Below are 26,200 nucleotides of genomic sequence, written 5' to 3'. Positions count from 1 at the left end.
TCAGCGCTCCGGCCGCTGGACCAGGTCGGTGAAGTCCTGCTCGTTGCGCTCCGCCAGCCGCACGTACGCCCAGCCCACGGCGATCAGGAACGGGAAGGCCACCACCCCGAGCAGCAGCCAGGGCAGGTTCACCCCGAACACGGTCACCCGGCCCACCGAGGGCGCGATGGCGAACAGCCACGGCAGGCCGCCGAGCCCGATCGCGACCACCAGGCTCAGCCGCAGCGCCAAGGCGAGCTGGGCCCGGACGAGGCCGCGGACCAGCGCCTCGCCGACCTGCGTCTGCTGGGCCAGCTCGGCGCGCGTGCGGTCGACGCCGGTGTCCCGGCGGGAAACCTCGGCCAGCACGATCCGGGTCCGCCCGGCCGCCGCCCGTCCGGCGGCCGAGGCCCCGGGCGGAGCCGGCGCCCGTCCGGCGGCCGGGGCCGGCGTCCGGGGCGCCGGTACGGACTCCTCGGATGCGGCCACCCCGGCAGTCTCGCCCGATCGGCGGGATTGTCAAGGGCGGGTCACCAGGTCCGCCGCGGCGGGGGTACGGGACAGTCCTGCGGGCTCGCCGCCATCAGCGCCGGGCGGAGCAGCCTCCCGGCCGCGGCCCGGCCCAGGTTCGCCGTCCCGAGCCCGTCGTCCGGCAGCGTGGCCGCGATGTGCCGCAGGGCGCAGGTGCGCATCGGCTCCGGCAGCCGGGCCAGCGCCGGAACGGCGTCGGCGGAGAGCAGGGAGAGGTACTGCACGTCGATCCGGCCGATCTGCCGGTACCGGTCGACGTTGCGCTCGGCGATCAGCCCGTCCGGGTTCACCGCCGCGAGGCCGAGCAGGGCGAGCACCGCCGTGCCCACGACCAGCCCGGGCAGCCAGCCGGCGCGCAGCCGTACGATCGCCGCCCCGACCAGCAGGAAGAGCACCCCGAGCCACAGCTCGGCGGTCGCCACGACCAGCCGCAGCCGGGTCGCCCCGTACGCGTCGGCGTAGACCTGCATCCGGTACAGCGCCGAGGCGACGACGACCAGGCTGAGCGCGGTGAGCGTACCGAGCAGGAACCGGATCAGCAGCCGGTCGACCCGGGTGGACCGGGGCGCCCAGCGGCCCGCCCCGGCGAGCACGAGCAGGGTGAGCGCGGAGACCGCGAGGAGCTGCCAGAAACCGCTGCGGGCGTACTCGGCGTAGCTGAGGTCGGCGGTGCGCAGCACGTGACCGGAGCCGCCGAACAGCACGGTGAGCTGTACCAGCACGAACGCGGCGAAGAGCGCGTCGAGCAGGGCCAGCGGGACCGCCCACTCCAGCCGCCGTACGGGCCGGGCCGGGGTCACCCGCAGCCCGTCCAGGTCGGCCGGCGCGGCCAGCAGGTACGCCCCGCCGAGCAGGCCGGCGCCGACCAGCCCGAAGCGGAAGAGCCAGCCGACCGTCCCGCCCCCGGAGACCTCGGGCAGCGCGCTGGCGAGCAGGTCGGCGAAGACCGCGTCGGCCGAGGAGAGCAGCAGGCCGAAGACCACCAGCAGGCCCACCGAGGCGGCGACGGTGGCCAGCCCACGCTTGACCGCGGACGCGGCGGGGCCGGAGCGGGGCAGTCCGCGCTTCGCCCATGGGAGCGCCCGGAACGGGGCGGCCGGGGTGAGTACGGCGGCCGCCAGCATGCCGAGCGGCGTCCGGCCGCCCGTCACGGCGAGCGCGCCGGTGACCAGGGCGGCGAGCAGGCAGAGCACGAAGAGCCAGCCGGCGGCCCGGACGTACCCGACGGAGACGAGGGCGACCGTGGCGGCGGCCCAGACCAGCCGGATCGCCGTCCGGCCCGGCGCCCCCGTGGCGTCGGGACGGACGGCGGCTGGGCTGTCGCCCTTCTCCGCACTGCGCCCGCCGGAGGACGCCGCAGCGGCCGGCGGGGTCTTGTCCGGGGTGGTGCCGGTGGGTGTGGTTCCGGTCGGCGGGGTCTTGTCCGGGACGGTTCGGGTCGATGCGGTTCCGGCCGGCCCGGCGCCGGTCTTGGCGGATGCGGCGGTGCGAGATGCCGGGACGAGGGCGGCGGTGGCGGTCAACGCGGCCAGCAACCAGCCGAGGCCGGGGCGGTCGAGCGGGACGACGGACGCCGCCACTGCGGCGGCGACGGCCACCGCGCCGAGCACGACGGGTCGGGCGGGCGCCGTCGGCCCCGGCCAGCGGCGCTGCCAGCCAAACGGTCGGCGCGGCGGCGGCCCAGGCCGGTACGGCACCGGGGCGACCGGCCCGGCGACCCCCGGCGCGGCCTGTCCCAGGGGCCAGGGTGCGACCTGCGTGCCGGGCGGCGGTGCGACCTGCCCGCCGGGCGGCGGTGCGACCTGCGTGCCGGGCGGGGGCGCCGTGACCGGCACATGTTGCGGGGGCGTGACCGGCCCGGGGGCCGTTTCGTTCCAAGATCTCTTGCCGCGATCATCCGCTGCGGGCATTTCGCTTTTTTCGGGCACGACGACTCCTGGAGGGACCACGAAGGGGGGAAGGAACGCAGAAAGAAGAGGGTCAGGCGGAGGCGGTCACCGGGAGGGTGACGCGGATGCGGCAGCCCAGGTGGGGACCGGCCGCCGACGGATGGGGGTCGAGGACGGCGATGCTTCCCCCGTGCAGCTCGACCACCCAGCGCGCGATCGCCAGGCCGAGCCCTGTCCCGCCGCCGCCGGACCGGTCGCCCCGGGTGAACCGCTCGAACACCCGGGATCGCTCGGCGACCGGGATGCCCTCGCCCTCATCGTTCACCTCGACGTGCAGCTGGCCGGCCCGCTCCTCCGCGCCGAGCAGCACGGTTCCACCGGCGGGACTGTGCCGGGCGGCGTTGTCGAGCAGGTTGGCGAAGACCTGGTGCAGCCGCGACGGGTCCGCGTACACGGTCAGCGGAGCCGGCAGCGGGCGGAGCCGGAACCGGACGTCCCGCCCGACCCCGGCGGCGGTCGCCGCCGCCTGCTCCACCGCATCCTCAAGGAAGTCGCCCAGGTCGATGCTCGTCCGGCGCAGCGGCACCACGCCGGCGTCCAGGCGGGACAGGTCGAGAAGGTCGCCGACGAGATGGCCGAGCCGCTCGGTCTGGGCCAGCGCGGCCCGCAGCGCGGCCGGCTCGGTCGGGGCGACGCCGTCGACCAGGTTCTCCAGGACACCCTGCAACGCCGTGATGGGCGTACGCAGCTCGTGCGAGACGTTCGCGATCAGTTCGCGCCGGCGCTGGTCGGCCGCGGCCAGGTCGGCGGCCATCTTGTTGAACGCCTGGGCCAGCTCGCCCACCTCGTCGCGAGAGGTGGCCCGGACCCGCCGGGAGTAGTCGCCCCGGGCCATCGCCCCGGCCGCCGCCGTCATCTCCCGCAGCGGGGAGGTCATCCCGTGCGCCAGCACCTGCGAGGTGAGCAGCGCCACGCCGATCGCGGTCGCCGAGGTCATCGGCGGCAGCCAGCCGATGGCGTACCAGAAGTAGCCCATCCCCGCCGCCCCCGAGGCGACCAGCAGGAGGCCGAGCTTCGCCTTGATCGAGCGGACCGGGTCCAGCGGCCGCGGCAGCACCCGGTTCAGCCAGGTGACCAGGCGCTCGATCACGGCTGCACCTCCAGCGCGTAGCCGACGCCGTGGACCGTGCGGATCAGGTCGGCGCCGAGCTTGCGGCGCAGCGCCTTGACGTGGCTGTCCACCGTACGGGTGCCGGAGCCGTCGGCCCAGCCCCACACGTCGGCGAGCAGCCGCTCCCGGGGCAGCACCGTACGTGGCCGGCCCGCGAAATGGACCAGCAGGTCGAACTCGGTCGGGGTCAGGTGCACCTCGACGCCGGCCCGCAGCACCCGCCGCTCGGCCTGGTTGATCTCCACGTCGCCGAGGGCCACCGTGGCGGGCGGCGCCGCGGCTGCCCGCTCGACCCGGCGCAGCAGCACGTGTACCCGGGCGGCCAGCTCGCGCATCGAGAACGGCTTGGTGAGGTAGTCGTCCGCGCCGACGGCGAGCCCGACCAGCAGGTCCGTCTCGTCGTCCCGGGCGGTGAGCATGAGGACGGGCACCGGGCGGTCGGCCTGGATGCGCCGGCACACCTCCAGCCCGTCGAACCCGGGCAGCATCACGTCGAGGACGACCAGATCGGGCTGCCACGCCCGGAACCGGGTTACGGCGGCGGGCCCGTCCGCGGCGATCTCTACGGCGAAGCCCTCGGCCCGTAGCCGGGTGGCGACCGACTCGGCGATCGTCCGCTCGTCCTCGACCACCAGCACCCTGCGCTCCTTCATGGGAAGGAACTGTAGGCAGCGGCCGTGGAGATCAGTGGGGTGCGTTGTGAACAACCTGTGGAGAACTCTCCACACCTGTGGATAACCCGGTGGACAACGCTGTGGGTAGCCGCGTTCAGGCGGATCGTTGTAGACAACGACGGCCCGTTCGTCGGAACCTTCCTCCCCGCCCAGGAGTGGAAGAGGGAAGAGAGAAGGTGACGGTGTCCGAGGGCGACCTGATCAGCGAGCTGTACGCCGGCTGTTTCCGGCGACTGGTGGTCCAGCTGTACGCGGTGACCGGCGATCTCAGCGAGGCGCAGGAGGCGGTGCAGGAGGCGTTCACCCGGGCGCTCGCCGCGCCCCGGCGGTTCGCGGGGCTGGACAACCCCGAGGCCTGGCTGCGGCGGGTGGCGGTGAACGTCGCCCGCAGCCGGCACCGGCGGCGGCGGGTGCTGGACGGGCTGCTGCGCCGGATCGGCCCGCCGCCGGTCGTCGCGGACACCGCGCCGGAGCACCTCGCGCTGCTGGCCGCGCTCCGCAGGCTCCCCGAGGGGCAGCGGTACGCCCTGGCCCTGCACTACCTGGTCGACCTGCCGGTGGACGAGGTCGCGGCGACCCTGGGTGTCTCCGCCGGGACGGTCAAGTCCCGCCTGTCGCGGGGCCGGCGGGCGCTCGCGGAACTCCTCACCGAATCCGACCTCACCGACACCAATCGCACCGGGAGGATCGATGTCCGCTCGTGAGTTCCCCGGGTTCGACCCCGAGATCGTCGCCGACGCCGTCCGGCAGCCACCACTGGCAGCGCTTCGCTCCGCCGCCCGTTCCCGCCGGCGGCACCGGGCCGGGATCGCCCTGGCTGCGGTTGTCTCTCTGGCCGGGGCGGCGTCCGTGCCGTTCGGCGGTTACCGGACGGCAGGCGGCAGCTTCAGCCCAGACGGAGTCCTGCCCACCCCGATCAACAGCCCGGTCAGCGAGCTCTTCGTGTTGTCCGAGGACAAGGCTGTCGCCGTCCAGGTCCGGGGGGACGACCGGTGCGACATCCGTTTTTCCTCGACCAGCGACGGCGGGCGGCACTGGACGGACTTTCGTCCGGCCCGGTCCGAGGCACCCTGCCGCCAGCAGGCCGACGGCCCAGAGAGGAATCCGTCGACCGTGGGATACACCGTGCTGGGTGAGCGGAGCTACCTGGTGGAGTTCGACGGCCACCGCGTTCTCTCCACCGACGGTGGGCAGACGTGGCGCGACGCCACCGACGCGATGATCGAGGTGCCGGCGTTCCCGCGGACGGCGCTGCTTGTTTCCTGCCAGGCGGGCTGCCACGCGCTTTCCGGGCCGTTGGCCGTCGACCCCCAGACCGGGGACGTGTTCCGGCTCAGTGGCGAACCACCGTCGTCCCAGCGGCCGTTCAGCGTCCAGGCCAGCCCGGACGGGACGATCTGGGTCACCTACCATTCCGAATCGGCCGATGAATCGCCGCGGATCGCGCGCAGCGTGGACAGGGGTGCTACCTGGCGTACCGCCGGGGAACCGGACGGCGCGTGGACGGTTGCGGTCGCGGGGGTCAGCGCGAGCGAGGCGTACCTGCTGGCCCTGCCCCGCACGAGCGCCCCGGACCGGCCTCGGTCCTCGGGCTCCGCGCTGCTCCTGCACACCCTGGACGGGGGGCGTACCTGGACGGAGATGGGCACCGACCTACCCACCAACACTATTGTTCGGCCCTTCACCGTCGGGCGGGACGGGTCACTCCTCGTCGGAGACCGGACCCACGACGCCAGTGCTGCCTTCTTCTACGTCAGCCGGGACGGTGGACGCCACTTCACCCGGAGCGCGGTCGTCACCCAGGGTGGCATCGCAGGATCCAGCCCCGGGCTGGCCTGGCTGACCGAGCCGGGTGACGCCGTGGCCGGGACGGCGACGGCTCAGGTGAGCCGGGACGGCACGACCTGGGCTCCCCTGCGGCTGCCGTGACGGGTCGCCGTCCCGATGACACCGCAGCCGGCCCGGTCAGCGGTTCCAGTCCTGCTTCGCCGCCCGGACCAGCTTGTCCTTCAGCTCCCGGGTGTGCCGGCGGCTCACCGGCAGCTCGGTGGAGTCGACCACCACCACGTACCCGGAGTTGACCAGTCGCAGCTCGGCGATCAGCTTCAGCTGCACCAGGTACGAGCGGTGGATGCGGACGAAACCGGCGTCCGCCCAGCGCTCCGCCAGGGTGGCCAGCGACACCCGGACCAGGTGCGAGCCGTCGGCGGTGTGCAGCCGGGCGTAGTCGCCCTGCGCCTCGACCCAGCGCACCGCCGAGCGCGGCAGCATCCGGGTGGTGCCGGCCAGCTCGACGGGGATCGTCGGGTCCTCCTCCGCGCGGGCCAGGGCCGCCGGGTGCGACGGCACCACCCGGGAGCCGATCACCCGGCGCAGCGACTCGGCCAGCCGCTCGGCCCGCACCGGCTTGCGCACGTAGTCGGTGGCGCCCAGGTCGAAGGCGTCCGCCGCGCCGTCGTCGTACGCGGTGACGAAGACGATCGCCGGGGGCCGGGCGAACCGGCGCAGCACCCGGGCCAGCTCCATGCCGTCCAGCCCGGGCATCCGGATGTCCAGGAAGACCACGTCCACGTCGCCGTCGCGGAGTACCCGCAGCGCCTCGGTCGCGTCCCCCGCCGTGTGCAGCCGGGCCACCCGGGGGTCGGCCCGCAGGTGGTACGCCAGCTCGTCCAGCGCCGGCGGCTCGTCGTCCACCGCCAGCACCCGGAGGAAGCCGGGCGGAGTCACGCTCACGAACCGGCCCGTACGCCGGGGTGGAACTTCGGCACCCGCAGGCTCACCCGCGTACCGGAGCCGAGCCCCGTCTCGACGACCAGGCCGAACCGGTCCCCGAACGCCGAGCGCAGCCGCTCGTCGACGTTCGAGAGGCCGACGTGCTGGCCCGCGTCGTCGGTCGGGTCGCTGCCGGCGCCGGCCAGCTCGGCGATGCCGGCGGTCAGCGTCGTCGGGTCCATGCCCACTCCGTCGTCCTCCACCGTGATGTGGCACTCCGCGCCCGCGTCCCGGGCCTCGATGCTCACCATGCCGGTGCCGGGCTTGCGTGACAACCCGTGCCGGACCGCGTTCTCCACCAGCGGCTGGAGGCAGAGGAACGGCAGCGTCACCGGCAGCACCTCCGGGGCGATCTGGAGTCGCACCTGGAGCCGGTCGCCGAACCGGGCCCGCTCGATGGTCAGGTAGCGGTCGATCGAGCGCAGCTCCTCGGCCAGCGTGGTGAACTCCCCGTGCGCCCGGAAGGAGTACCGGGTGAACTCGGCGAACTCCAGGATCAGCTCCCGGGCCCGCTCCGGGTCGGTGCGGACGAACGAGCCGATCGCCGTCAGCGCGTTGTAGATGAAGTGCGGGCTGATCTGGGCGCGCAGCGCGCGTACCTCGGCGCGGGCCAGCCGCTCGCGGGAGCGGTCCAGCTCGGCCAGGGCGAGCTGGTTGCCGGCCCAGTGCGCGGTCTCCAGGGTGGCCTGGACCAACCCCGGGGCGGGGGGACCGTCCGCGACGGCGACCAGCGCCCCGACCACCCGGCCGTCGGCGCGCAGCGGGGCCACCACCGCCCCGCGGACCGGGCAGTCGACCCGGTCGCAGTGCAGCTCCGACTCCCCCAGCACCGTCGACCGCCCGCCCGCCGTCGCCCGCTGGGCCGCCGCGAGCAGCTGGTCGGCGTGGTGCCCGCCGCGCCCGTCGAGGGCGAGCAGCCGGTCCCGGTCCGTCAGGGCCAGCCCGGCCGCCCCCACCAGGGCCCGCAGGTGGCGTACGGCCTTCGCCGCGCCCGCCTCCGTCAGCCCCGCGCGCAGGGGCTCGGCGGCCAGCCCGGCGGTGTGCAGCACCTCGTACGTGGCCCGCTGGGTCGCCGTGGCGATGCCCCGTCGGGCGCGCAGCCGGGCGACCGCGTACAGCGCCGCGGCCAGTGCCGTGCCGAGCGAGACCACGCCGACGACGGCGGAGAGGTTGCCTGCCACGCAGCGATCCTGACGGCTGCGGCCCTCCGTGCGCTAGTACGCGCCCTTGCGGGCCAGCACCACGCCCACCGTGCGCCACAGGATGCTCAGGTCGTACGCGAGCGACCAGTTGTCGACGTAGTAGAGGTCCAGCCGGACCGCCTCGTCCCAGGACAGGTCGGAGCGGCCGGAGACCTGCCACAGGCCGGTCATGCCGGGCCGGACCAGGAGCCGGCGGCGCACGTCGCCGAGGAAGTCGCCGTCGTCGGCCGGCAGCGGGCGCGGCCCGACCAGGGACATCTCGCCCTTGAGCACGTTGATCAGCTGGGGCAGCTCGTCGAGCGAGGAGGCCCGCAGGAAGCGGCCCACCGGGAAGACCCGCGGGTCCTGCTTCATCTTGAACAGCATGCCGTCGGTCTCGTTCTGGTCGACCAGGCTGGCCAGCCGATCCTCGGCGTCGACGTACATGGTGCGGAACTTCCACACCCGGAAGGTGCGCCCCTCGTGGCCGACGCGGGGCTGGCGGAAGAAGACCGGGCCGCGGTCGGAGAGCCGGATGGCAACGGCGATCGCGACGAACACCGGGATCAGCAGCACCAGGCCGAGGCCGGCGGCGACCCGGTCCATCAGGTTCTTGGCCAGCAGCGCCGGGCCCGACAGGGTCGGCTCCTCGACGTGCAGCAGCGGCAGGCCCTCGATCGGGCGGATGTGCACCCGGGGGCCGGCGATGTCCGTGAGCTGCGGGGCGACCACCAGGTCGACGCCGGAGCCCTCCAGTTGCCAGGCCAGCCGGCGCAACTCGCCCGGCTCGGCGCTGGCCGAGCCGCAGACCGCGATCGTGTCGCCGCCGACCTCGCGGACGAGGGCGAGCACGTCCCGGCCCGCGTACACGGGAACGGGGGTGTCCATGCCGCGGGCCGCCGCGTACCCGTCGGTGATGTGGATGGCCACCGGCACCAGCCCGGCGCTCGGGTTGCGGGTGACCGCCGCGTAGACCTCCAGGCACTCCGGCAGGGTGCCCACGAGGACCATCCGGTGCCCGGCCTGGCCGGCCCGGCGGCGGATCAGGTGCAGGGTCAGCCGCGCCAGCATCCGCCCGAGCAGGATCAGCAGCAGCGCGCCGAGCAGCGCGAAGCCGACCGTCCACCGGGAGAGGTCGGCCTTGAGGGCGAACGCGATGAAGGAGACGGTGGCGGCGACGGCCACCCCGCCCCGGATCACCCGTTTGAACTCGTCCGGCCCGAGGCCGAGGTATCGCCGGTCGTACGCCCGGTTGCCCCACAGGATGATCAACCAGCCGAGCGGGAGCAGGACGAACGCGACCGTGTAGAACCACGACTCGTGTGCGCTGCTGAAGCCCGACGCCGCCTGCTGGAAGATCTGGATGGCCAGGAAGCTGGCCAACGCCGCCGCGCCCGAGTCGAGCAGCAGCAGGGCCGCGGTGTAGGGACGGTGCCAGCGGGAGACGCGTCGGCGGGCGCGAGCCCAGGCCGACCGGGGTACGCCGTTGTGCGACGGCGGTGTCGGCGGCTGGATCTCGAAGCTGTCGACGTGCCGCACGTGTTTGCTCCGGCCTGTGTTGGTTACCGGGCGCTGGAGGCTTGTCGTCACCTCACCCATGTCCTCCCGCATGACGCGTGCCGCTCACTCGCAGTGAGGGCCCGGGTCGCCCACCGTTCAGTTTCCCACGCGGAACCCGCACCGGACGCCGACCCGAGGGACGGGGGCCCGTGTAGCCGCTGGGATCCGGCCGGCTCCACCTCAGGTGCGAAAGCCGGGGACCGAGCCACTATACCGATGGATGAGGGTCGGGGTAGAGGCGTCGAGCGGGATGATCGGCACGCGATGGGTCATTCCGCTCGGTAGTCCCCGAGTGGCGTTACTCACCGTACGAGTCGCGACAACCGTCGGTCAGCCAACGGCTTGCCGCCGGTCTGGCACGTCGGGCAGTACTGGAGGCTGGAGTCGGCGAACGACACCTCGCGCACCGTGTCCCCGCAGACCGGACAGGGCAGCCCGGTCCGGGCGTGCACGGTCAGCCCGGAGCGCTTCTCCCCCTTCAGCTCGGCCGCCTTCTGCCCCAGCGACCGGGTCACCGCGTCCCCGAGCACCCGCCGGGTCGCCTCGTGCAGGGCGGCCACCTGAGCGTCGGTCAGCCGGTCGGTGAGCGCGAACGGCGACAGCCTTGCCGCGTGCAGGATCTCGTCCGAGTACGCGTTGCCCACCCCGGCCAGCACCGCCTGGTCGGTCAGCACGCCCTTGACCTGGCCCCGGCGGCCGCGGATCCGCTCGGCGAAGGTGGGCAGGTCGGCGGCGAGCGCGTCCGGGCCGAGCTTGGCCACCCCGGGCACCTGCGCCGGGTCGGCGACCAGGTACGCGGCCAGCTTCTTCTGGGTGCCCGCCTCCGTCAGGTCGAATCCGGAGCCGTCGTCGAGCCGGACCCGCAGGGCGATCGGCCCCTTGCCGGGACGAAGCGGGGCGGTGGAGGGGAACGACTCCCGGTAGTGCAGCCAGCCGGCCCGGGCCAGATGCACCACGAGGTGCAGGTCGCCGTCGAAGACCACGTCGAGGAACTTGCCGTGCCGCCGGGCGTCGGTCACCGCGCGACCCGACACGGCGGCGGGCGCCGGGTCGTACGTCTTCAGGGCGCTGATCGCGGCGACCTCGACCCGGTCGACGCGCCGCCCCACCGCGCGCTCGCGCAGGTAGCCGGCGAGCGCTTCCACCTCCGGTAGCTCTGGCATCAGCCCACGGTAGCCTTTCTGCCCGTGAGAATCGTGGTGGCGCACAACCGGTACCGGGAGGCCCAGCCGTCCGGCGAGAACACCATCGTCGACGCGGAGATCGCCCAGCTCACCGCCGCCGGGATGGAGGTGCTGCCGTTCCTGCGCAGCTCCGACGAGATCCCCAGCCTGCCGAAGACGGCCAAGGCGCTGCTGCCGCTGTCCCCGATCTACGCCCCGCGCGCCCAGCAGGAGCTGAGCCGGCTGATCACCGAGCACCGCCCGGACGTGCTGCACCTGCACAACCCGTACCCGCTGCTCTCGCCCTGGGTGGTGCGGACCGCGCACAGGCACGGCGTGCCGGTGGTGCAGACCGTGCACAACTACCGGCAGGTCTGCTCCTCCGGCCTGTACTTCCGCGACGGGATGATCTGCCAGGACTGCCGGGGTCGGGCGCTCGGCGTGCCGGCGATCGTGCACCGCTGCTACCGGGGGTCCCGGGCGCAGAGCGCCCTCATGGCCACCACGCTGGCCGTGCACCGGGGCACCTGGCACTCGGTGGACCGCTACATCGCGCTCACCTCGGCGGTCGCCGACCACCTGCGCGACTACGGCGTGCCCGCCGAACGCATCGTGGTGAAGCCCAACGGCATCCCGGACCCCGGGCGCCCGGCGCCGCTCGGCGACGGCTTCCTGTTCATGGGACGGCTCACCCCGGAGAAGGGGCTCGGCCTGCTGCTGGACGCCTGGCGGCGGCACCCGGACGGCGCGCTCGGTCCGCTGCGGATCGCCGGCGACGGCGAGCTGCGGCCGCTGGCCGAGGCCGCCGCGGCCGAGCGCGCCGACGTGACCTTCCTCGGGCCGCTGGACCGCGCCGGGGTGCGCGCGGCGATCGAGGCCAGCGCGGTGGTCGTGGCCGCCTCCACCTGGCACGACGTGCTGCCCACCGTGATCATCGAGGCGCTGGCGAGCGGCCGGCCGGTGCTCGGCACCGCCCTCGGCGGCATCCCGTACCTGGTGGGCGCGGACGCCCCCCGGGAGCCCGCCGGCACCGGCCCGGCCGCCGTCGCCTCCGCCGCCCCGGGGGCGGGCCGGGTGCCCCTGCCGACCGGCGTGGTGACGGGCGAGACGGGCTGGGTCGTGCCGCCGGAGCCGGCCGCCCTGGCCGCCGCCCTGTCGGTGGCCCGCGCCGAGGCGGCGCGGCTGGCGCCGGCCGCCCGCGCCCGCTACGAGCGCACCTTCCACCCCGACGTGGTCACGAAGCGCCTCATCGACGTCTACGCCGACCTCGCCGCCACCGCCCGCCGCTGACCGACCGTCTCTGCTCTTCGCGGATGCTCCCGCGCGCGTTCTCTGCGGCCCCTGCGCGGGGCGCGGGGTCAGCGGAGGGAGGCGCGGGCCGAGAAGGCGATGCTGGCCAGGAGGAAGCCGCCGTTGACGACCGTGAACGCCACGATCACCCAGAGGGTGAGGGCCGGGGCGAACAGCAGCACCAGGGCGGCGCCGAAGATCACCGCGCCGTAGTCGCGGACCAGCTTGACCAGCCGGACCGGCAGGCTGGTCGAGGTGACCATGCTGGCCGCGTTCGGGCCGGCCTGCATCACCGAGGTCACCAGGTTGACCATCCACGTGCCGGCGAAGACCGCGACCAGCCAGGTCGGCGTCGACGGGTGCTGGGCCACGGCCGTGGCGGCCAGCGCGGCCACCAGGGCGATCTGGGCGGCCACGTCGCAGAGCACGTCGACCCGGGCACCGGCGGGGTTGCCCTGCCCGGTCACCCGGGCCAGCTGCCCGTCGGCGCAGTCCAGGGCGTACGCGACCTGCCAGCCGACCAGCGCGACCAGCCCGACCACCCAGGCCGGTGCGTCCCCCGCGGCGACCGGGCCGGCGAGGACCACCACGGTCAGCGAGGTGGCCAGGCCGAGCACCAGGTTGGTCATCGACAGGGCGGTGGGGCGCAGCCCGAGCCGCTGCGCGACCAGCGCGAACGCCGCTCCCAACCACTGGCTGACCGACTCACTGAACAGGCCGCCGCCCCGGTTCACCCGGTGGAAGTCGGCGACGGAGGGGCGGGACGGCTCAGCCAAGGTGGTCGCGGAGTGCACCGGCGTAGTCTGCCAGCCGCTCCCGCGTCTCGGAAGGCGACATCGCGAGGTGTTCGAGGATCGTGTAGCGGTCCGGCCGGGTGGCCGGCGCGAACTGCACCGCCGCCACGAACTGGTCGTCGGTCAGCTCGACCTCGGCGGGCAGCCGGGGCAGGCCGTGCCGGGCCAGGCAGGCCGACATCTCCACGAACCGGCGCTCGTCGCCGCGCAGAAAGGTGCAGAAGAGCGCGCCGAGCCCGGCCAACTCGCCGTGCGAGGCGGTGCCCGGGTAGAGCGCGTCGACGGCGTGCATGATCTCGTGGCAGCCGCCGCTGGCCGGGCGGCTGGTGCCGCAGACCGCCATCGCGAGGCCGGTGGAGATCAGCGCCTCGGCCAGCACGGTGACGAACCCGTCGTCGCTCATGTCGCCCTGGTGGGCGAGCACCGCCTCGGCGCCCATCCGGGCCAGCGAGGCGGCCAGCCCGTCGACCGGCTCGCCGCGGACCTGCCGGGCCAGCTCCCAGTCGGCCAGCGCGCTGATGTTGCTGACCACGTCGCCGATCCCGGCCCGGTTGTGCCGCTCCGGGCCGGCCTCCACGAAGTCCAGGTCCACGATCACGGCGATCGGGATGTGCACCCCGTACGAGCCCTTGATCCCGTCGGTGATCAGGCTGGCCACCGGGGAGGCGATTCCGTCGTTGGCCAGGCCGGTCGCCACGGTGACCATGGGCAGGCCGCGCCGGGTGGCGGCGTACTTCGCCACGTCGATGGTCTTGCCGCCGCCGATGCCGACCACCGCGTCGTACGACCGGTCGCGCAGCTTGGCGCCCAGGTCGTCGGCGGCGTCGAGCGTGCCCCCGGTCACGGTGAACACGTCCGCCGAGCGCAGCGACGGGCGGATCAGCTCGGCGATCTGCTCGCCCTGCCCCGGACCGACCACCACCGCGACGTCGCCCCCGGCGGAGATCCGACCGTCGGCGAGGATCGCGGCGAGATCGGCCACCGCGCCCCGCCGTACGTCGATGTGCAGCGGGGTGAGGACCGTCCGGGCTAGTAGCGGCACGCGATCTCCCGGGCGCGGGCCAGGTCGGCGTGGTTGTCGACCTCGACCCACGAGACGTCCCCGATGGGCGCCGCCCGCACCTCCCCGCCCCGGTCGGCGAACTCCTGGTAGCCGTCCTCGTAGTAGAGGTTCGGGTCGCGGCGCCAGGTCGCCTCCAGCGCGTCGGCGAGCGCGTCGGCCGCCTGCGGCTCGATCAGCGTCGCCCCGATGTACTCCCCGTACGCCTCGGCCGGGTCCATCAGCTTGGTGATCCGGGTGAGCTGGCCGGCGGCGTCGAAGGTGGCCTTCATCTCCTCCTCGGCCAGCACCTTGATCGTGTCGACCGCGAGCAGGATGGCCGGCCCGCGCTCGGCCAGCAGCGTCTTCTCCACGCTCACCGGGTGCACGGTGTCGCCGTTGACCAGCAGCACGCCCCGGGCGAAGTGCTCGCGGGCCAGCCACAGCGAGTACGCGTTGTTCCACTCCTCGGCCCGGTCGTTGTGTACCAGGGTGATCCGCACGCCGTGGCGCTTCTCCAGCGCGTCCTGCCGTTCGCGGACCGCCTCGGCGGCGTACCCGACGACGACCACGACCTCGGTCAGCCCGACCTCGGCGAGGTTGTGCAGCGCGATGTCGAGGATGGTGGTGTCGCCGTCCACCGGCACCAGCGCCTTGGGCAGGGTGTCGGTGTACGGGCGCAGCCGGCGTCCCGCTCCGGCCGCGAGCACCATCCCGATCATGCTGAGTCCTCCCTCGTACGACTCTGGGTCACCGGTGGAGGATAGCGCCGCGGAAGATCGGGCCCGCCGTCAACCGGTGGCCCGCCCGGCGTTCGGCCGGGAAGGCGATGGCCCGGCCCCCGCGCGGGGGGCCGGGCCATCGAGCTGCCGCGTCAGAGTGCGGGACCGGTGAAGATCGCCTTGGCCCGCCAGTCGACCGAGTCGAGCGCCGGGCCGCTGCGCACCGTCCAGGTGCCCGACGGCGCCCCGTTGACCCAGCCGGTCGACGAGAGGTTGCCGGTGAGGCGGTTGACCAGGTAGAGGCTGGAGCCCGAGACGAACACCCCGGCGGAGTCGGCGAAGCCGGTCGAGCCGGCGACGGTGAACCTGTCCGCCCCGACCGTGCCGCTGTCCGGGCTGAACCAGCGCCAGTACAGGGCGCTGGAGCCGCTGAGCGTGTAGTAGAGCCGGCCGTTGCTGTAGAACATGCCGGTCACGTTCGCGATCTCCGGGTAGAAGCTGACCGTCGACCCCGCGTACGTCTGCCCCGACGGCCCGGAGCCGGTCACCACGGTGTCCCAGAGCGCGTCGTGGTACGGGTCGACCTTCGTCGCCGTGCCGAAGGTGGTGCCGTTGAAGGTGCGTCGCCACAGCGCGCCGTTCATCCCGTAGAACAGCGTGCCGCCGACCCAGAAGCCGCCCCGGACGGTCGACCAGGCGGTGCCGTCGGTGCTGGTGACCGTCGCGGCGGCGCCCACCGCGCCCACCCCGTCGTACGTCCGGGTGCGCACCGCGTCGACCGTTCCGTAGCTGAACCCGGCGAGGTAGACGTTGCCCGGCAGGGCGGCCGTGGTCGTGGAGTGCGGGGTGGCACCGCCGGTCAGCGGGAAGAACGCGATCCGCTCGCGGCGGTACTTGAAGTTGCCGATCCAGGGCTGGTCCGAGCCGAGCCAGAGGCCGGCCGGGGTGACCAGCAGCTCGGCCACGCCGTACCCGCGCGGGTGCCGGCCCGGGTTCCAGGACAGCGGCAGGCCGTTGAGCGGGTCGAGCGCGGCGATGCTGGGGCGGGCCACCGCGCCGGGGTACGCCGAGTTGCTGGCGCCGGTGTTGTTCAGCCAGCGGAAGTGGCCGCCGACGTAGACGGCCCGCTCGGTGATGCCGACGGAGAGGAACGTGTCGCCGCCGCTGTAGTTGATCCAGGTGGGTTGGACCGTGCTGCCGGTGGACGAGGTCTCCCAGCGGGCCACCGCGTCGCAGAGTGTCCCGGCGTACGGTCCGCCGGTGTTGGCGACCACGAAGTACTTCCCGTCGGGGGAGAAGCTCACGTCCCGCACGTACGAGTCGAACATTGTCCACTTGCACCGGTCCTGGTAGCGAGTGGTGTTCCAGGTGGAGACGGTCGCCGCGGTGCTGCCGAGGGTGAGCCGGACGATCTGGTCGTGCGGCGCCCCGTCGGCCTTCTTGAAGTTGCCGATCACCACGAGCTGGGTGCCGTCGGGTGAGACGGCCAGCTTCTCGGCCCCGACGCCGGCCTTCGCGCCGCCGGTCTCCGTGGGACGGTAGTTGTGGTTCTCGGTCAGGCTGGCGGTGAGGTAGCTGTCCACCACGCCGGTGGAGGCGTTCAGCGAGGCCAGCCCGTTGCGCGTGAGCGTGCCGGTCTTGGTGAAGATGCCACCCACCAGCAGCCGGCTGCCCACCTTCTCGACGTCGTTGATCAGGCCGTCGAACGCCACGTTGGGGAAGCTGGTGACGAGGCTGCCGTTGCTCACGTTGAGCAGGGCGAGCTTGCGGCGGCTGGTGGTGCCGACGGTGTTGAACTTGCCGGCGAGGTAGACCGTCCCGGCGGTGGGGCCGGCGACGATGTCGAGGACCTCGCCGTCGACCTGCGGGGCGAACGCGGTGTCCACCGCGCCGGTGGCCTTGTCGAAGGCCAGCACGTACTTGCGGGCGATCGTGACGGTCGAGTTCCGGTTCCGCGCGCCGGTGAACGAACCGCCGACGATCACCTTGCTGCCGGCGTCGTGGATGGCGAAGACGGTGCCGTCGACGATGTCCGGGGTGAGGGCGGAGGGGGCTGCGGCGACCACGGTGGTGTGCCCGGGGGCGGCCGACGTCGGGGTGGCGGCGAGGACGCCTGTGACGGTGAGCGCGGCGCAGGTCAGAGCCGTGAGAGGCCGGCGGCGGAGCACGGGAGAATGGACCACGGACAACTCCGGAGAGACGACGGAGAACGATGTGGAATGCCTTCAGCGACCGGAGGCGAACCGGTCGGCTGACCGCCGGCCGCGGAGGCGTGCGGCCGGGGACACGAGTGTCAGGAAACCACGTCGCAGTCTACGCGCGGTGTCCACCCCGCCGACTCCCTTGTGTCCGTACATCCTCCCGGAGGTCGGACGGCCCGGGCTCGGGCGATCGGACGGGGACACCGGCCGTCCGGCCGGCGCGCCCGGGTCTCACCGCGGGCCGAGCGGCGGAACCGGCGGGGGCGGTGCCGCGAACCACGGGTCGGCGGCCAGCTCCCGGAACGCCGCCAGCCCCTCCGGGTCGGCGTCGAAGGTGCTGTCGTACGCGGGCTTCTTCGTCTGCTTGGCCGCGAAGTAGACCACGGCCTTGATCTGCGGGTGCCGTTTGACGTACTCGCCGGCCTCGCGCAGCCACCCGCCGCGCTGGCCGGGAGCGCCCTCGGTGGTGACGCCGAACTCGCCGATCACCACCGGCCGGGGCCGCTTCGCGGCGAACGCCATGAACGTGTCCATCTGCGCGGCGAAGCCCTCGAACTCCCGCCCCGGGTACACGTCGGTGCAGAGCCAGTCGACCTGGTCGTCGCCCGGGTAGTACGCCGCCGCGTTGCGCGTGCTGTTGACGAAACCCTGGACGTGGGGGCACCACACGAAGGCCGCGTTGGTGGCGCCGACCTCGGTGAAGATGCCCCTGATGCGCTTCCACGCCGCGACGTAGTCCTCCGGCGAGTGGACGCTCTGGGCCAGGTTGGGCCGGTCCATCTCCCAGCGCCAGCGCAACAGCAGCGGGACCCCGAACTGCTTGATCTTCTCGGCCCGCTGCCGGATCAGCTGGTCGTACACACCGTCGCGGATGGACCGGGTGTCGGCGCCGGACCAGGAAATCATCTGTAGCCGTCCGCTGGCCTGGAACGCGTGCTCCGTCGGGCCGGGGAAGTCGTCCCCCCACTCGTGGAACATGTGCGCCAGCGTGATCGTGCCGCCGGTCTGCTCGGCGAAGGCGTCCAGCGCGTCGACCCGGCCGTCCGGGGTCTGCCAGTCCGCCTTCACCCAGGCGCCCAGCCAGGCGCCCCGCTCGGGCAGGTCCGGGCCACGGCCGGTGGTGCTCAGGCCGCCCGCCGGGCGGGGGCTCACCGCCGGCGGCGCGGAGCTGGCCGCGGCCGGCGGCGGTGCCGGGGCCGGCTCGGAACACCCGGCCACGGCCAGCGCCGAACCGAGCGCGAGGGCCATCGTGCGGACCCGCCTCATCGTTGCGTACCTCCCCGTGCTGATGGCCACCGACAACGGCCGGTGGTGGACGTGTTCCGTGAACGAACCTCAGCGCCCCCGGCTGCGGCGCAGCGCCCGCAGCGCGTCGAGCTGCAGCACCCGACGCAGCCGCCAGACCGCCCCGGCGTAGCCGGCGGCACCGACCGCGGCCAGCACCGCGAGCGTGAGCGGCCCGGCGTCCAGCAGGGTCCGGGCGAGCAGCGCGGGTACGCCGAAACAGGCCAGCGCGAGCCCCGCCGCCGTGAGCGTGCCCCGGCCGAACGGGTGCAGCCGGTACGCGTGGTGGAGCTGGGCCAGCGGCACCAGGTTGGTCAACAGGATGGACGCCGACCAGGCGGCGGCCGCCCCCATGACCCCGAAGCGGGGGATGAGCAGCACGTTCAGCACCACGTTGACCACCGTGCCGGCCAGCGCGTTGTAGAACGTCCAGGATGTGCGGCCCGCCATGTTCAGCACCGTGTCGACCATGCCGCAACCGGTCGCCACGAGCATGACCAGGGAGAGGAAGACGGTGATCCGCTGACCGGCGGCGTACCCGTCGCCGAACAGGTGCAGCATGGGCCCCGCGAAGACCGCGAAGAGCAGGTACGCCGGCCAGGCCAGCAGCACCAGCCAGCCGGTCGCGGCCTGGTAGAGCCGGCCCGCGGCGGCCCGGTCGTCGCGGACCAGGTGCGTGGCCAGCCGGTGCTGCACGGCGGTGGACAGCGCCTGCCCGGAGAGCTGCCCGAGCGCCAGGAACCGGGTGGCCGCGGTGTAGAGCGCCGCGTCGGCGAGCCCGCGCAGCGCGCCGAGCAGCACGATGTCGAGGCGCTGCACCGCCATCTGGGCCAGCCCGCTGAGCGCCCGCGGGCCGCTGTAGCGCCAGTACGGGCCGAACTCCTCCCGCAGCGGGACGGGCGGGGCCTCGGTGGCCCGCTCGGCCCGGCGCACCAGCCGGGCCAGCCAGACCGTGCCGAGCAGGGCCGCGGGCAGGTACGGCAGGGCCCAGGCCAGCGGCAGCGCGGTGGTGGCCGTGAGGCCGAGCAGGGCGGCCAGGCCGACGCCGGCCAGTTGCAGCCCGGTCCGGCCGAGCCGCTCGACCAGCAGCAGGGGCCGCATCTTGCCGAACCCCCGGCAGGCGGCCAGCGCGAAGTCGCAGAGCGCGGCGACCGGCACGAACAGCAGCAGCGCGCGCAGGGCCCGGACGGCGCCGGGCACCGGCTCGGTGAAGGTCAGCGCGACGATCCGCGGCGCGGCCCACCAGCCGGCCACCGCGATCGCCGTGCCGACGAGCACCACGGGCAGCAGCCCCACCAGCACCGACGCCCGGATCCGCTCGGGCTGCCCGAGGGTGCGGTACCGGCTGATGAAGTACACCGAGCCGACGCCGGTGCCCAGCCGGGCGGCCGCGTACGCGATCATGAAGGCGCTGGTGGCGGCGAAGAAGAGGCCCGCCTCCGACATGGACCAGCCGCGGGTGACGACGATGTTCAGGCCGAACCCGGCGACCGCGGCGACGGCGACGCCGAGCAGGTTGGCCACCCCGTGCCGGGCCGCCCCGCCCAGCTCGGCGGCGTCCGCCCGGGCCGGCGCTACCGTCGCCACGACGGCACGCGTCCCCACCAGGCGCTCAACCGCTCGTCGTACGGGGCGAAGTGCTCCTCCAGCCGCGCGCGCAGCGCCGGGTTCATCGGCGAGCGGGAGCGCGCGTTGTGCTTGCCGAACGAGATGTCGGCCCAGCGCGGCAGGCCGAGGAAGTCGCAGACCGCGTCAAACGCCGGCCGGGGCTCGGCGAAGAAGTCGTCGGCGTCGATCACGTGCAGCCGCTCCCGGCCGAAGCTCGACTCCAGCCGTTCGAGCTGCTCGACGTACTGACCCCGGGTCAGGTACGCGTTGTGCTGGTAGTGGTGGCTGTCCGCGGTCGGGTCGGCGAGCAGCCGCTCCCGCTCCCCGGCGATCCGCTCCGGCTCCAGCTCCAGGGCCCGCTCGAAGCTCGCCGTCTCGAAGCCCCGGGCCCGCTCGTGCGCGTGCGCCGAGTACGCCCGCTCCACCGGGTCGCGCAGCAGCACCAGCACCCGGACCTCGGGCAGGTCCTTCGCGATCCGCTCCCCGGCCAGCGGGTGGAACATGTAGTACGGGCTCGACTCGCCGGTCACCGCGCGCACCCCGATCCGGTCCCGGACGGCCTCGGCCCGCCGCACCGTCGGGAAGTGCCCGAGGTACCAGTCCATCCCCCGGTCGTAGGCGACGTCGAAGTAGTGCACGCCCTTCTGGTAATTCGCCGGCAGCACTCCGGGGTGCTGGGACAGGGTTTTGAACAGGGAGGTCGTGCCGCAGCGCTGGGCGCCCACGATGAGGAAGTCGGGCGCGAGCCGGGACCCGGACGTCCACCGCCCGTACGTCCGGCTCACCGACCGCACCGCGCGGCGCGCCTGTGTCTTGACCAGCGTCACTTCGTCATCCCTCCCGCGCCCGGCCGGCCGGCCAGGTGATCCTCGACCGCCGGCAACAGCCAGGCGGCCACGTGTCCCAGCCGGGCCCCCGCCTCGGCCTGCCGGTCGCGCAGGTAGCGCGCGCCCAGCTCCACCAGATAGAGCACCGCGACCAGGTCGGCGACCCCGGCGGGCTGCCCGAACGGGGCGAGCGCCTCGCCCGCCCCGGCGATGAGCCGGCCCGCCGCCGTCCGGGGCTCGACGCCGGCCCGGGTGATCGCCGTCTGCACCTGGCGGTGCAGGGCGTCGAAGCCGACCGGCACGTCGCCGGCGAACCGCTCCCAGTCCCAGACCAGCGTCCGGCCGTCGGCCAGGGTCGCGCTGTTGCCGCCGTTCCAGTCCCCGTGCCAGGCGCCCAGGTCGAGCACCGGGTCGAGGCGGCGGACCACGGCCAGCGCGGCGCGCAGCCGGGCCGCCTCGGGCCGGTCACCGAGTGCCGTCAGTTCGTCGGCGAGCCGCCGGGCGTGCGGGCTGTCCGCGTACGGCCGGCGGTCGACGCCGAGGCAGCGGCTGACCGCGACCATGGCGGCCCGTTCCGCCTCGGCGGCCCGCGGCGGCGCGGCCCGGGGCAGTCCCACCGGCAGGGCGCTCTGCACCAGCAGGGCGTGCCCGTCCCAGGCGCCGTGGTGCAGCACCTCGGCGACCTCCACGCCGGGCAGGTCGAGCGTCGCCAGCCGGGCCAGCGCCGCCGCCTCGGCGTCGACCAGGGCGCGGGTCAGCGGGTCGACGCCGAGCTTGGCGTACCCGATCGGGGCGCCGGCGTCGTCGAGGAGCTGGACCACCGGCTTGCGGTTGGCCCGCGCCGGGCCGATGTGGATGCTCAGCAGCGCCGGCCGGCCGAGCACGGCGGCCAGGTGCGCGTCGAGCGCGCCGTCGGCCCCGTCGACCACCAGCCGGTCCCGGAAGGCGAGCCCGCCCAGCCCGGTGCGGAACGCCGTCGCCAGCACCGCGCGGCGCAGCCGGGCCTTCGCCCCCTGGGCCTCGGTGGAGTGCCGGACGGCGCTGGCCGCCGCCCGGCGGGAGCCGACCGGAACCAGCAGCCGGGGCCGGGCCGCCGACGGGACCACCGCGAACCCGGCCCGGCCACCGCGCCGCAGGGCCGGTCGGCTCGGCGCCGGCCAGACCAGGCCGGCCAGCTCGGGCAGATACGCGCCGCGCGCGTCGGCGCCGGGGGGCGGGGTGAGCATCAGCGCGTCCGCCGTTCGGTCAGGGCGCGCGGGCCGGCCGCCTCGGCGGCGGCGAGCCGTGCCTCGCGGCGCTGCGCGCGCAGGTGAAGATCGTTGCGGGCGAGCAGCGCGACGCTGATCAGCCCGTACGCCAGGGTGGTGTTCAGCGAGCCGTAGAGGAACTGGAAGAACAGCATCAGGATCAGCACCAGGCTGCCGGCGATGCCGATCGGGGTGTGGTCGTGGCGGAACCGCCACAGGCACCACAGGAAGAAGGCGCTGTAGCAGAACGCCCCGACGTAGCCCTGGCCGACGAGCAGGTTCCACAGCTGGCCGTTGCTGCCCAGCTCCCGGTTGCCGCACTGGCGGCAGTCGGCCGACTTGCCGATCGCGATCGACCGGTTGCTGCCGATCAGGGCGCGGTTGCCGCCGTAGCCGAGCACCGGGGAGTGGTTTGCCGCCGCCACGGCGCCGCTGGACAGCGTGGCCCGGATGTCGTCGCTGTGCCCGTTGGACATCCGCTCGTCGAGCAGCGTGCCCAGCGGCGAGGCCAGCACGGCCACCCCGACGAGCGCGGTGGCCAGCGACAGCCCGACCAGGACGACGATCCGCCCGCGCAGCGCCAGCCGCAGCGCCACGTACACCGCGCCGATGACCAGCCCGATCCACAGCCCTCGGTTGAGGGAGTAGACGATCGGGAAGAGGGAGGCGAGCACCACCGCGTACCCGAACAGCCGGCGCGTCCCACGGCCGAGCACCACCCAGGCGACGATGAACCAGATCAGCAGGATGGCCAGGTTCTCGCCCCAGGTGTTCGTGTACTCGAATGGCGCGGCCGGGCGGGGCGAGCTGGCCTCCCCGGCGAGCACCTCCTGCACCTGGGCCACCTCGACGTGCATGAGCCGGTGGACGAACGGCTCCTTGGCGATCACGCCGGGGAGGAGGTAGTTGAGCGGCGCGACGAACTTCAGCTGCGGCATCAGCGCGCCGACGTACCCGCCGATCACGGTGATCACGGCCATGAACCCGAACAGCCGCAGCAGCCGCTTCCGGGGCAGCTCCCGCTCGCTCAGGTTCAGCACGTAGAGCATGGTCACGGTCAGCGCCGTGTAGTTCATCGCCCGGATGCCCCAGCCGATGTACCGGCCGAACCCGTTCGGGGTGAGCGTGTTGGGGGCGGTGATGTCGAGCATCAGCCCGGACAGGACGACCCAGGCCAGCAGGATCAGCCACAGCCCGAAGCCGGGGGGCACCCGGACGTTGCCGCGCCGGAAGAGCTGCACGGCCATCGGAACCGCCAGGATGGCGAAGATGAACGAGGGCAGGCCGAGCGCCCACCAGAGCGGGTAGAGCACGAACAGCGCGGTCACCGGCCAGGCGGCGGGCAGCCGCATCGACCAGCGACGTCGGGCCTCGGCCGGCGGGGCGTACGCCGGGCCGGCCGGGTGCCGTCCAGCCGGCTCCGGCCCCGGCGTGGGCCGGAGCGGGGCGACGGTGCTCATGCCACGTTGACCCGGGCGGTCTCGGGGGCGTAGATCACCCAGGCCGTTCCGGGCTGCAGCCGCACCTGGTAGCCGCCCGGGTCGATGACGTTGCAGACCAGCCGCTGCCCCGGCTTGCGCCACGTCGCGGACACGCTGGACGGGCCGGACACGACCACGGCCGTGCCGGAGCCGTAGACCTTGGCCCCCGGCAGCGAGCGCGGGCTGGGCTTGCGGACGTTCAGGGTGCGGTACTCCGTCGTGAGCACCACCACGGACGCGGTGCTCACGGTCGTCTTGCCGATCTTCCCGCGCCACGTCGAGCTGGCGGCGTCGTACGTCCACGTCTGCGTCGGGTGGCCCGGAGCGGCGACGGTGAGCCGGCTGGCCGGGGTGACGCCCTGGCTGGCCAGGGGCGTGCCCGAGTCGGCGTGGTCGAAGACCGGCGTCGGCGCCACGCCGCCGGTCGGGGCGGCCTGCCGCAGCGCGGCGGTGGACGCCTGGCCGGACGGGAACGCGGCCTTGCGTCGCGCCGGGGTCGCCCCCGGCAGCCCGGCCGCGGCGAGCTGGTCGAGGAAGCCGGTCGGCCCGCCGGTGTACCCGATGAACGGGTGCAGCACGCCGACCGTGCGGATGTCGACCGGGCGGATCTCGGCCACCGGCCCCACCCGGGCGGCGTCCTGGGACTGGTAGACGGCGGTCAGGTGCAGGCTCTCCGACTCGGCGAACTCCTGGTAGACGAGGTCGGCCTCAGCCAGCCCGACGGGCGTGGTCCGGGCGGTCACCCGTACCGGCACGACGACCGCCTGGCGGCTGGCAACCGTCTCGGCTACGGGCTTCCCGGACAGGGGGGCCGGGGGCAGAATGGGGGTGGGGTTGGGCTGGGGCGCCGGGGAGCCGGGGTCGACCAGGTTCGTCGCCCCGGGCGGCTGCCCCTCCGTGCAGCCTGCCCCGGCCACGGCGACGAGCACCGCGACCACCGTCGCTCCCAGGGCCCGCCGGCGGTTCACTCCCGGTCCTCGAACGCGTCGCGGCTCATCGAGTACCGGCCGGGCTCCCTGCCGTCGGTGTCCCGCACGGAGCGGTACACGCCCCCCGCCTTCGGCTGGTTCGTCGGCTTTCCGGCGACCGGTGCGGTGACGTGGCCGGTCGGGGCGGAGCCTGCGGTCGGTGCCGTGGGGCGGGGGGCCGAAGCCGGGCCGGCCTCGCGCGTGCCGGCGGCGGGGCGGGGCAGGATCATGGTGGTCTCGATGTTCGGCGCGCCGGACTGGGGTCGGCCGTTCGGCGCGGGCCGCGGCCGGGGCGACGGCGGGCCCTCGCGCCGCGCCGCCGGGGCGCCGGGGGCCGGGGCGGGCAGCCGGGGAGCCAGCACCGAGCCGAGCACCGGCGCGTCGACCTGCTCGAACTGGTGCATGGCGGTGGTGATCTCGCTGCTCCGGGTCTGCCCGCCCTCGATCACCAGGATCACCCCGTCGACGTGCCGGGCCAGTGCCTGCGCCTCCACGGCGGCGGTCGGCTGGGCCGTCTCGATCAGGACGTGGTCGAAGCGGGCGGCCAACTGGCCGAGGACCTCCAGCATGGTGGCGACCGGCAGCTCCACCTCGGTGTCGAGGGCGCCGGGGAGCAGTACCCGCAGCTGGCTCAGGCTGGGGGCCGGGGTGAGCGCGGTGAGCGCCGAGACGTCGTGGCGCAGCACGTCGGCGAGGGTGTGCCGGGGCTTCGGGTTGCCCAGCATCGCGCCCAGCGGGGAGTCCGGCTTGGTGGTCACGACCGCGACCTGCGCGCCCGTGCGGGCGTACGCGGCGGCGAGGTTGCCGACCACGAAGCCGGCCGCCGGCCCGGGGGAGGTGTCGGTGAGCAGCAGCAGCCGGCCCTTCCCGGGCCGCGGCTCGGGAAGGGTGGACAGCAGCACGTTGCGCAGCCGGCCCAGCTCCCGGGAGACCGCGTGGGCCGCCGGGAGGATGGTCAGGTCGGCCGGGCGGGCCGGCAGCTCCAGCAGCATCGGCAGGCCGAGCCGGTCGGAGACGTCCCGGCCGCGCCGGACGCGGGTGTCCAGCCGGTCCAGCACCAGGGCGACGACGATGCCGAACAGCAGTCCGGCGCCGATCCCGGAGGCCAGGTTCAGGGTGGTGTTCGGCGAGCTGGGCTTCCGGGGCAGCGCGGCGTCCGAAATGATCTCGCCCGGGTCCAGCGCGGTGCTCAGCAGCGGACTCAGCCTGCTGTTGAGGCTGGCGAGCTGGTTGGTCAGCACGTTCCGGTCGGCCTCTGCCCGCGCCCGCTCGACGGAGTTGGCGGGGGTGCCGGCGATCTTGCCCGCCACGGCGGCGAGCTGCTTGTTGGTCTCGGCGATCTGCTGCCTGAGCGCGGTCGTCTCGTTCTCCACCGAGCGGGTGGCGGTCGCCAGCCGCAGGTCCAGGTACGCCTGGGCGAACGCGTGCGACCCGGCCTGCGCCGCCTGCGGGCTCTCCGCCTCGTACACGATCTGCAGCACCTGGCTGTTCGGCGGCACGGTGACCGACAGGGAGCGGACCAGGTCCTCGGTCGAGGTGCCGCTCTTCAGCAGGGCCTCGGCCCGTTCGGCGACCACCAGGGAGCGGACCACCTGCGCCTCGGTGTCGAGGTTGACCTTGGTGCCCGGGTTGGCGTCCGGGCCGACCTGGCGGACCAGCAGGGACGTGGTCGAGACGTAGGTGCGGGTCTGCACCTGGCTGACCAGCAGGCCGGCGCCCGCGCCGAGCAGCGCGGCCACCGCGAGGATCCACCACCGGCGGCGGAGCCACTCGAGGTAGGCCATCAGCGTGGGACCGTCTGAGTCGCGCAGATCGGCGT

At 74.3% G+C, this 26,200-nt stretch carries 22 protein-coding genes; 3 read left to right on the top strand and 19 right to left on the bottom strand.

All coding sequences use genetic code 11. The annotated features are described in order from the left end of the window. The 4 genes from JD77_RS11500 to JD77_RS11485 form a co-directional block, all read right to left on the bottom strand. Positions 1-351: a DUF485 domain-containing protein gene (locus JD77_RS11500; protein WP_145777536.1), complete on the bottom strand. Its 351-nt coding sequence runs from the start codon at positions 349-351 to the stop codon at positions 1-3. Positions 352-509: 158 nt separating this feature from the next. Next, positions 510-2,120, bottom strand: a complete 1,611-nt coding sequence (locus tag JD77_RS11495) for a DUF4153 domain-containing protein (RefSeq protein ID WP_246140632.1) — start codon at positions 2,118-2,120, stop codon at positions 510-512. A gap of 370 nt (positions 2,121-2,490) precedes the next feature. Then, positions 2,491-3,549, bottom strand: coding sequence for a HAMP domain-containing sensor histidine kinase (locus tag JD77_RS11490; protein ID WP_145774238.1), 1,059 nt, complete (start codon positions 3,547-3,549; stop codon positions 2,491-2,493). Next, positions 3,546-4,223 (bottom strand): response regulator transcription factor, encoded by a 678-nt coding sequence (locus JD77_RS11485; RefSeq protein ID WP_145774237.1) that lies wholly within the window; start codon positions 4,221-4,223, stop codon positions 3,546-3,548. The genes JD77_RS11490 and JD77_RS11485 overlap by 4 nt, the downstream gene beginning before the upstream one ends. 197 nt (positions 4,224-4,420) lie before the next feature. Between JD77_RS11485 and JD77_RS11480 the strand changes: the two genes are divergently transcribed. Together JD77_RS11480 and JD77_RS11475 are read left to right on the top strand one after the other, a co-directional pair. Then, positions 4,421-4,948 (top strand): sigma-70 family RNA polymerase sigma factor, encoded by a 528-nt coding sequence (locus JD77_RS11480; protein ID WP_387226304.1) that lies wholly within the window; start codon positions 4,421-4,423, stop codon positions 4,946-4,948. Next, on the top strand, positions 4,935-6,173 hold the full coding sequence (locus JD77_RS11475; RefSeq protein ID WP_145774236.1) for a WD40/YVTN/BNR-like repeat-containing protein: 1,239 nt from the start codon (positions 4,935-4,937) through the stop codon (positions 6,171-6,173). The genes JD77_RS11480 and JD77_RS11475 overlap by 14 nt, the downstream gene beginning before the upstream one ends. 36 nt (positions 6,174-6,209) lie before the next feature. Here the strand turns inward: JD77_RS11475 and JD77_RS11470 are convergent, their stop codons facing one another. From JD77_RS11470 to JD77_RS11455, 4 genes are all read right to left on the bottom strand, one after another. Further along, a complete protein-coding gene (locus JD77_RS11470; RefSeq protein ID WP_145774235.1) occupies positions 6,210-6,977 on the bottom strand; it encodes a LytR/AlgR family response regulator transcription factor in 768 nt (255 codons plus the stop codon). Then, complete coding sequence (locus JD77_RS11465) at positions 6,974-8,197, bottom strand: sensor histidine kinase (RefSeq protein ID WP_145774234.1); 1,224 nt, start codon at positions 8,195-8,197, stop codon at positions 6,974-6,976. The genes JD77_RS11470 and JD77_RS11465 overlap by 4 nt, the downstream gene beginning before the upstream one ends. Positions 8,198-8,230: 33 nt before the next feature. Continuing rightward, the gene (locus tag JD77_RS11460) at positions 8,231-9,796 is read right to left on the bottom strand and encodes a sugar transferase (RefSeq protein ID WP_211372538.1); all 1,566 of its coding nucleotides are present in this window, start codon (positions 9,794-9,796) and stop codon (positions 8,231-8,233) included. Between the two features lie 263 nt (positions 9,797-10,059). After that, complete coding sequence (locus JD77_RS11455) at positions 10,060-10,920, bottom strand: Fpg/Nei family DNA glycosylase (protein ID WP_145774232.1); 861 nt, start codon at positions 10,918-10,920, stop codon at positions 10,060-10,062. Between the two features lie 24 nt (positions 10,921-10,944). Here JD77_RS11455 and JD77_RS11450 point away from each other — a divergent pair, with 24 nt between their 5' ends. Continuing rightward, positions 10,945-12,210 carry a glycosyltransferase gene (locus tag JD77_RS11450; RefSeq protein ID WP_145774231.1) on the top strand — a complete coding sequence of 422 codons (1,266 nt, stop codon included), beginning with the start codon at positions 10,945-10,947 and terminating at the stop codon, positions 12,208-12,210. A gap of 68 nt (positions 12,211-12,278) precedes the next feature. On the opposite strand, the gene JD77_RS11445 is transcribed toward JD77_RS11450, so the two are convergent. The 11 genes from JD77_RS11445 to JD77_RS11395 form a co-directional block, all read right to left on the bottom strand. Continuing rightward, the gene (locus JD77_RS11445) at positions 12,279-13,004 is read right to left on the bottom strand and encodes a CDP-alcohol phosphatidyltransferase family protein (protein WP_145774230.1); all 726 of its coding nucleotides are present in this window, start codon (positions 13,002-13,004) and stop codon (positions 12,279-12,281) included. Next, positions 12,979-14,046, bottom strand: a complete 1,068-nt coding sequence (locus tag JD77_RS11440; RefSeq protein ID WP_145774229.1) for an iron-containing alcohol dehydrogenase family protein — start codon at positions 14,044-14,046, stop codon at positions 12,979-12,981. The genes JD77_RS11445 and JD77_RS11440 overlap by 26 nt, the downstream gene beginning before the upstream one ends. After that, a complete protein-coding gene (locus JD77_RS11435) occupies positions 14,034-14,765 on the bottom strand; it encodes a phosphocholine cytidylyltransferase family protein (protein ID WP_145774228.1) in 732 nt (243 codons plus the stop codon). Before JD77_RS11435 ends, JD77_RS11440 begins: the two co-directional genes overlap by 13 nt. Positions 14,766-14,917: 152 nt before the next feature. Further along, the gene (locus JD77_RS11430; protein WP_145774227.1) at positions 14,918-16,948 is read right to left on the bottom strand and encodes a hypothetical protein; all 2,031 of its coding nucleotides are present in this window, start codon (positions 16,946-16,948) and stop codon (positions 14,918-14,920) included. A 249-nt stretch (positions 16,949-17,197) separates the two neighbouring features. Beyond that, the gene (locus JD77_RS11425; RefSeq protein WP_170286431.1) at positions 17,198-18,232 is read right to left on the bottom strand and encodes a glycoside hydrolase family 26 protein; all 1,035 of its coding nucleotides are present in this window, start codon (positions 18,230-18,232) and stop codon (positions 17,198-17,200) included. A 69-nt stretch (positions 18,233-18,301) separates the two neighbouring features. Then, positions 18,302-19,837, bottom strand: a complete 1,536-nt coding sequence (locus JD77_RS11420; RefSeq protein WP_246140631.1) for a lipopolysaccharide biosynthesis protein — start codon at positions 19,835-19,837, stop codon at positions 18,302-18,304. Then, positions 19,825-20,685 carry a sulfotransferase family protein gene (locus JD77_RS11415; RefSeq protein WP_145774225.1) on the bottom strand — a complete coding sequence of 287 codons (861 nt, stop codon included), beginning with the start codon at positions 20,683-20,685 and terminating at the stop codon, positions 19,825-19,827. Before JD77_RS11415 ends, JD77_RS11420 begins: the two co-directional genes overlap by 13 nt. After that, complete coding sequence (locus JD77_RS11410; RefSeq protein WP_246140630.1) at positions 20,682-21,911, bottom strand: hypothetical protein; 1,230 nt, start codon at positions 21,909-21,911, stop codon at positions 20,682-20,684. The genes JD77_RS11415 and JD77_RS11410 overlap by 4 nt, the downstream gene beginning before the upstream one ends. After that, on the bottom strand, positions 21,911-23,392 hold the full coding sequence (locus tag JD77_RS11405; RefSeq protein ID WP_211372537.1) for an O-antigen ligase family protein: 1,482 nt from the start codon (positions 23,390-23,392) through the stop codon (positions 21,911-21,913). The genes JD77_RS11410 and JD77_RS11405 overlap by 1 nt, the downstream gene beginning before the upstream one ends. Then, positions 23,389-24,381: a DUF3048 domain-containing protein gene (locus tag JD77_RS11400; protein ID WP_145774224.1), complete on the bottom strand. Its 993-nt coding sequence runs from the start codon at positions 24,379-24,381 to the stop codon at positions 23,389-23,391. The genes JD77_RS11405 and JD77_RS11400 overlap by 4 nt, the downstream gene beginning before the upstream one ends. Further along, positions 24,378-26,165, bottom strand: a complete 1,788-nt coding sequence (locus JD77_RS11395) for a lipopolysaccharide biosynthesis protein (protein WP_246140629.1) — start codon at positions 26,163-26,165, stop codon at positions 24,378-24,380. Before JD77_RS11395 ends, JD77_RS11400 begins: the two co-directional genes overlap by 4 nt. Positions 26,166-26,200 lie beyond the last annotated feature (35 nt).

This window comes from Micromonospora olivasterospora, from assembly GCF_007830265.1.
In the GTDB taxonomy this organism is placed as follows: domain Bacteria; phylum Actinomycetota; class Actinomycetes; order Mycobacteriales; family Micromonosporaceae; genus Micromonospora; species Micromonospora olivasterospora.
Note: the sequence above shows the minus strand (reverse complement) of the source record. Positions and strands in the feature narration are given on the sequence as shown.

Coding starts and splice junctions, on each gene's coding strand:
- JD77_RS11485 (WP_145774237.1), bottom strand. CDS start 4,223: ATGAAGGAGCGCAGGGTGCTGGTGGTCGAGGACGAGCGGACGATCGCC.
- JD77_RS11475 (WP_145774236.1), top strand. CDS start 4,935: ATGTCCGCTCGTGAGTTCCCCGGGTTCGACCCCGAGATCGTCGCCGAC.
- JD77_RS11460 (WP_211372538.1), bottom strand. CDS start 9,796: ATGGGTGAGGTGACGACAAGCCTCCAGCGCCCGGTAACCAACACAGGC.
- JD77_RS11455 (WP_145774232.1), bottom strand. CDS start 10,920: ATGCCAGAGCTACCGGAGGTGGAAGCGCTCGCCGGCTACCTGCGCGAG.
- JD77_RS11435 (WP_145774228.1), bottom strand. CDS start 14,765: ATGATCGGGATGGTGCTCGCGGCCGGAGCGGGACGCCGGCTGCGCCCG.
- JD77_RS11425 (WP_170286431.1), bottom strand. CDS start 18,232: ATGAGGCGGGTCCGCACGATGGCCCTCGCGCTCGGTTCGGCGCTGGCC.
- JD77_RS11410 (WP_246140630.1), bottom strand. CDS start 21,911: ATGCTCACCCCGCCCCCCGGCGCCGACGCGCGCGGCGCGTATCTGCCC.
- JD77_RS11405 (WP_211372537.1), bottom strand. CDS start 23,392: ATGAGCACCGTCGCCCCGCTCCGGCCCACGCCGGGGCCGGAGCCGGCT.
- JD77_RS11395 (WP_246140629.1), bottom strand. CDS start 26,165: ATGGCCTACCTCGAGTGGCTCCGCCGCCGGTGGTGGATCCTCGCGGTG.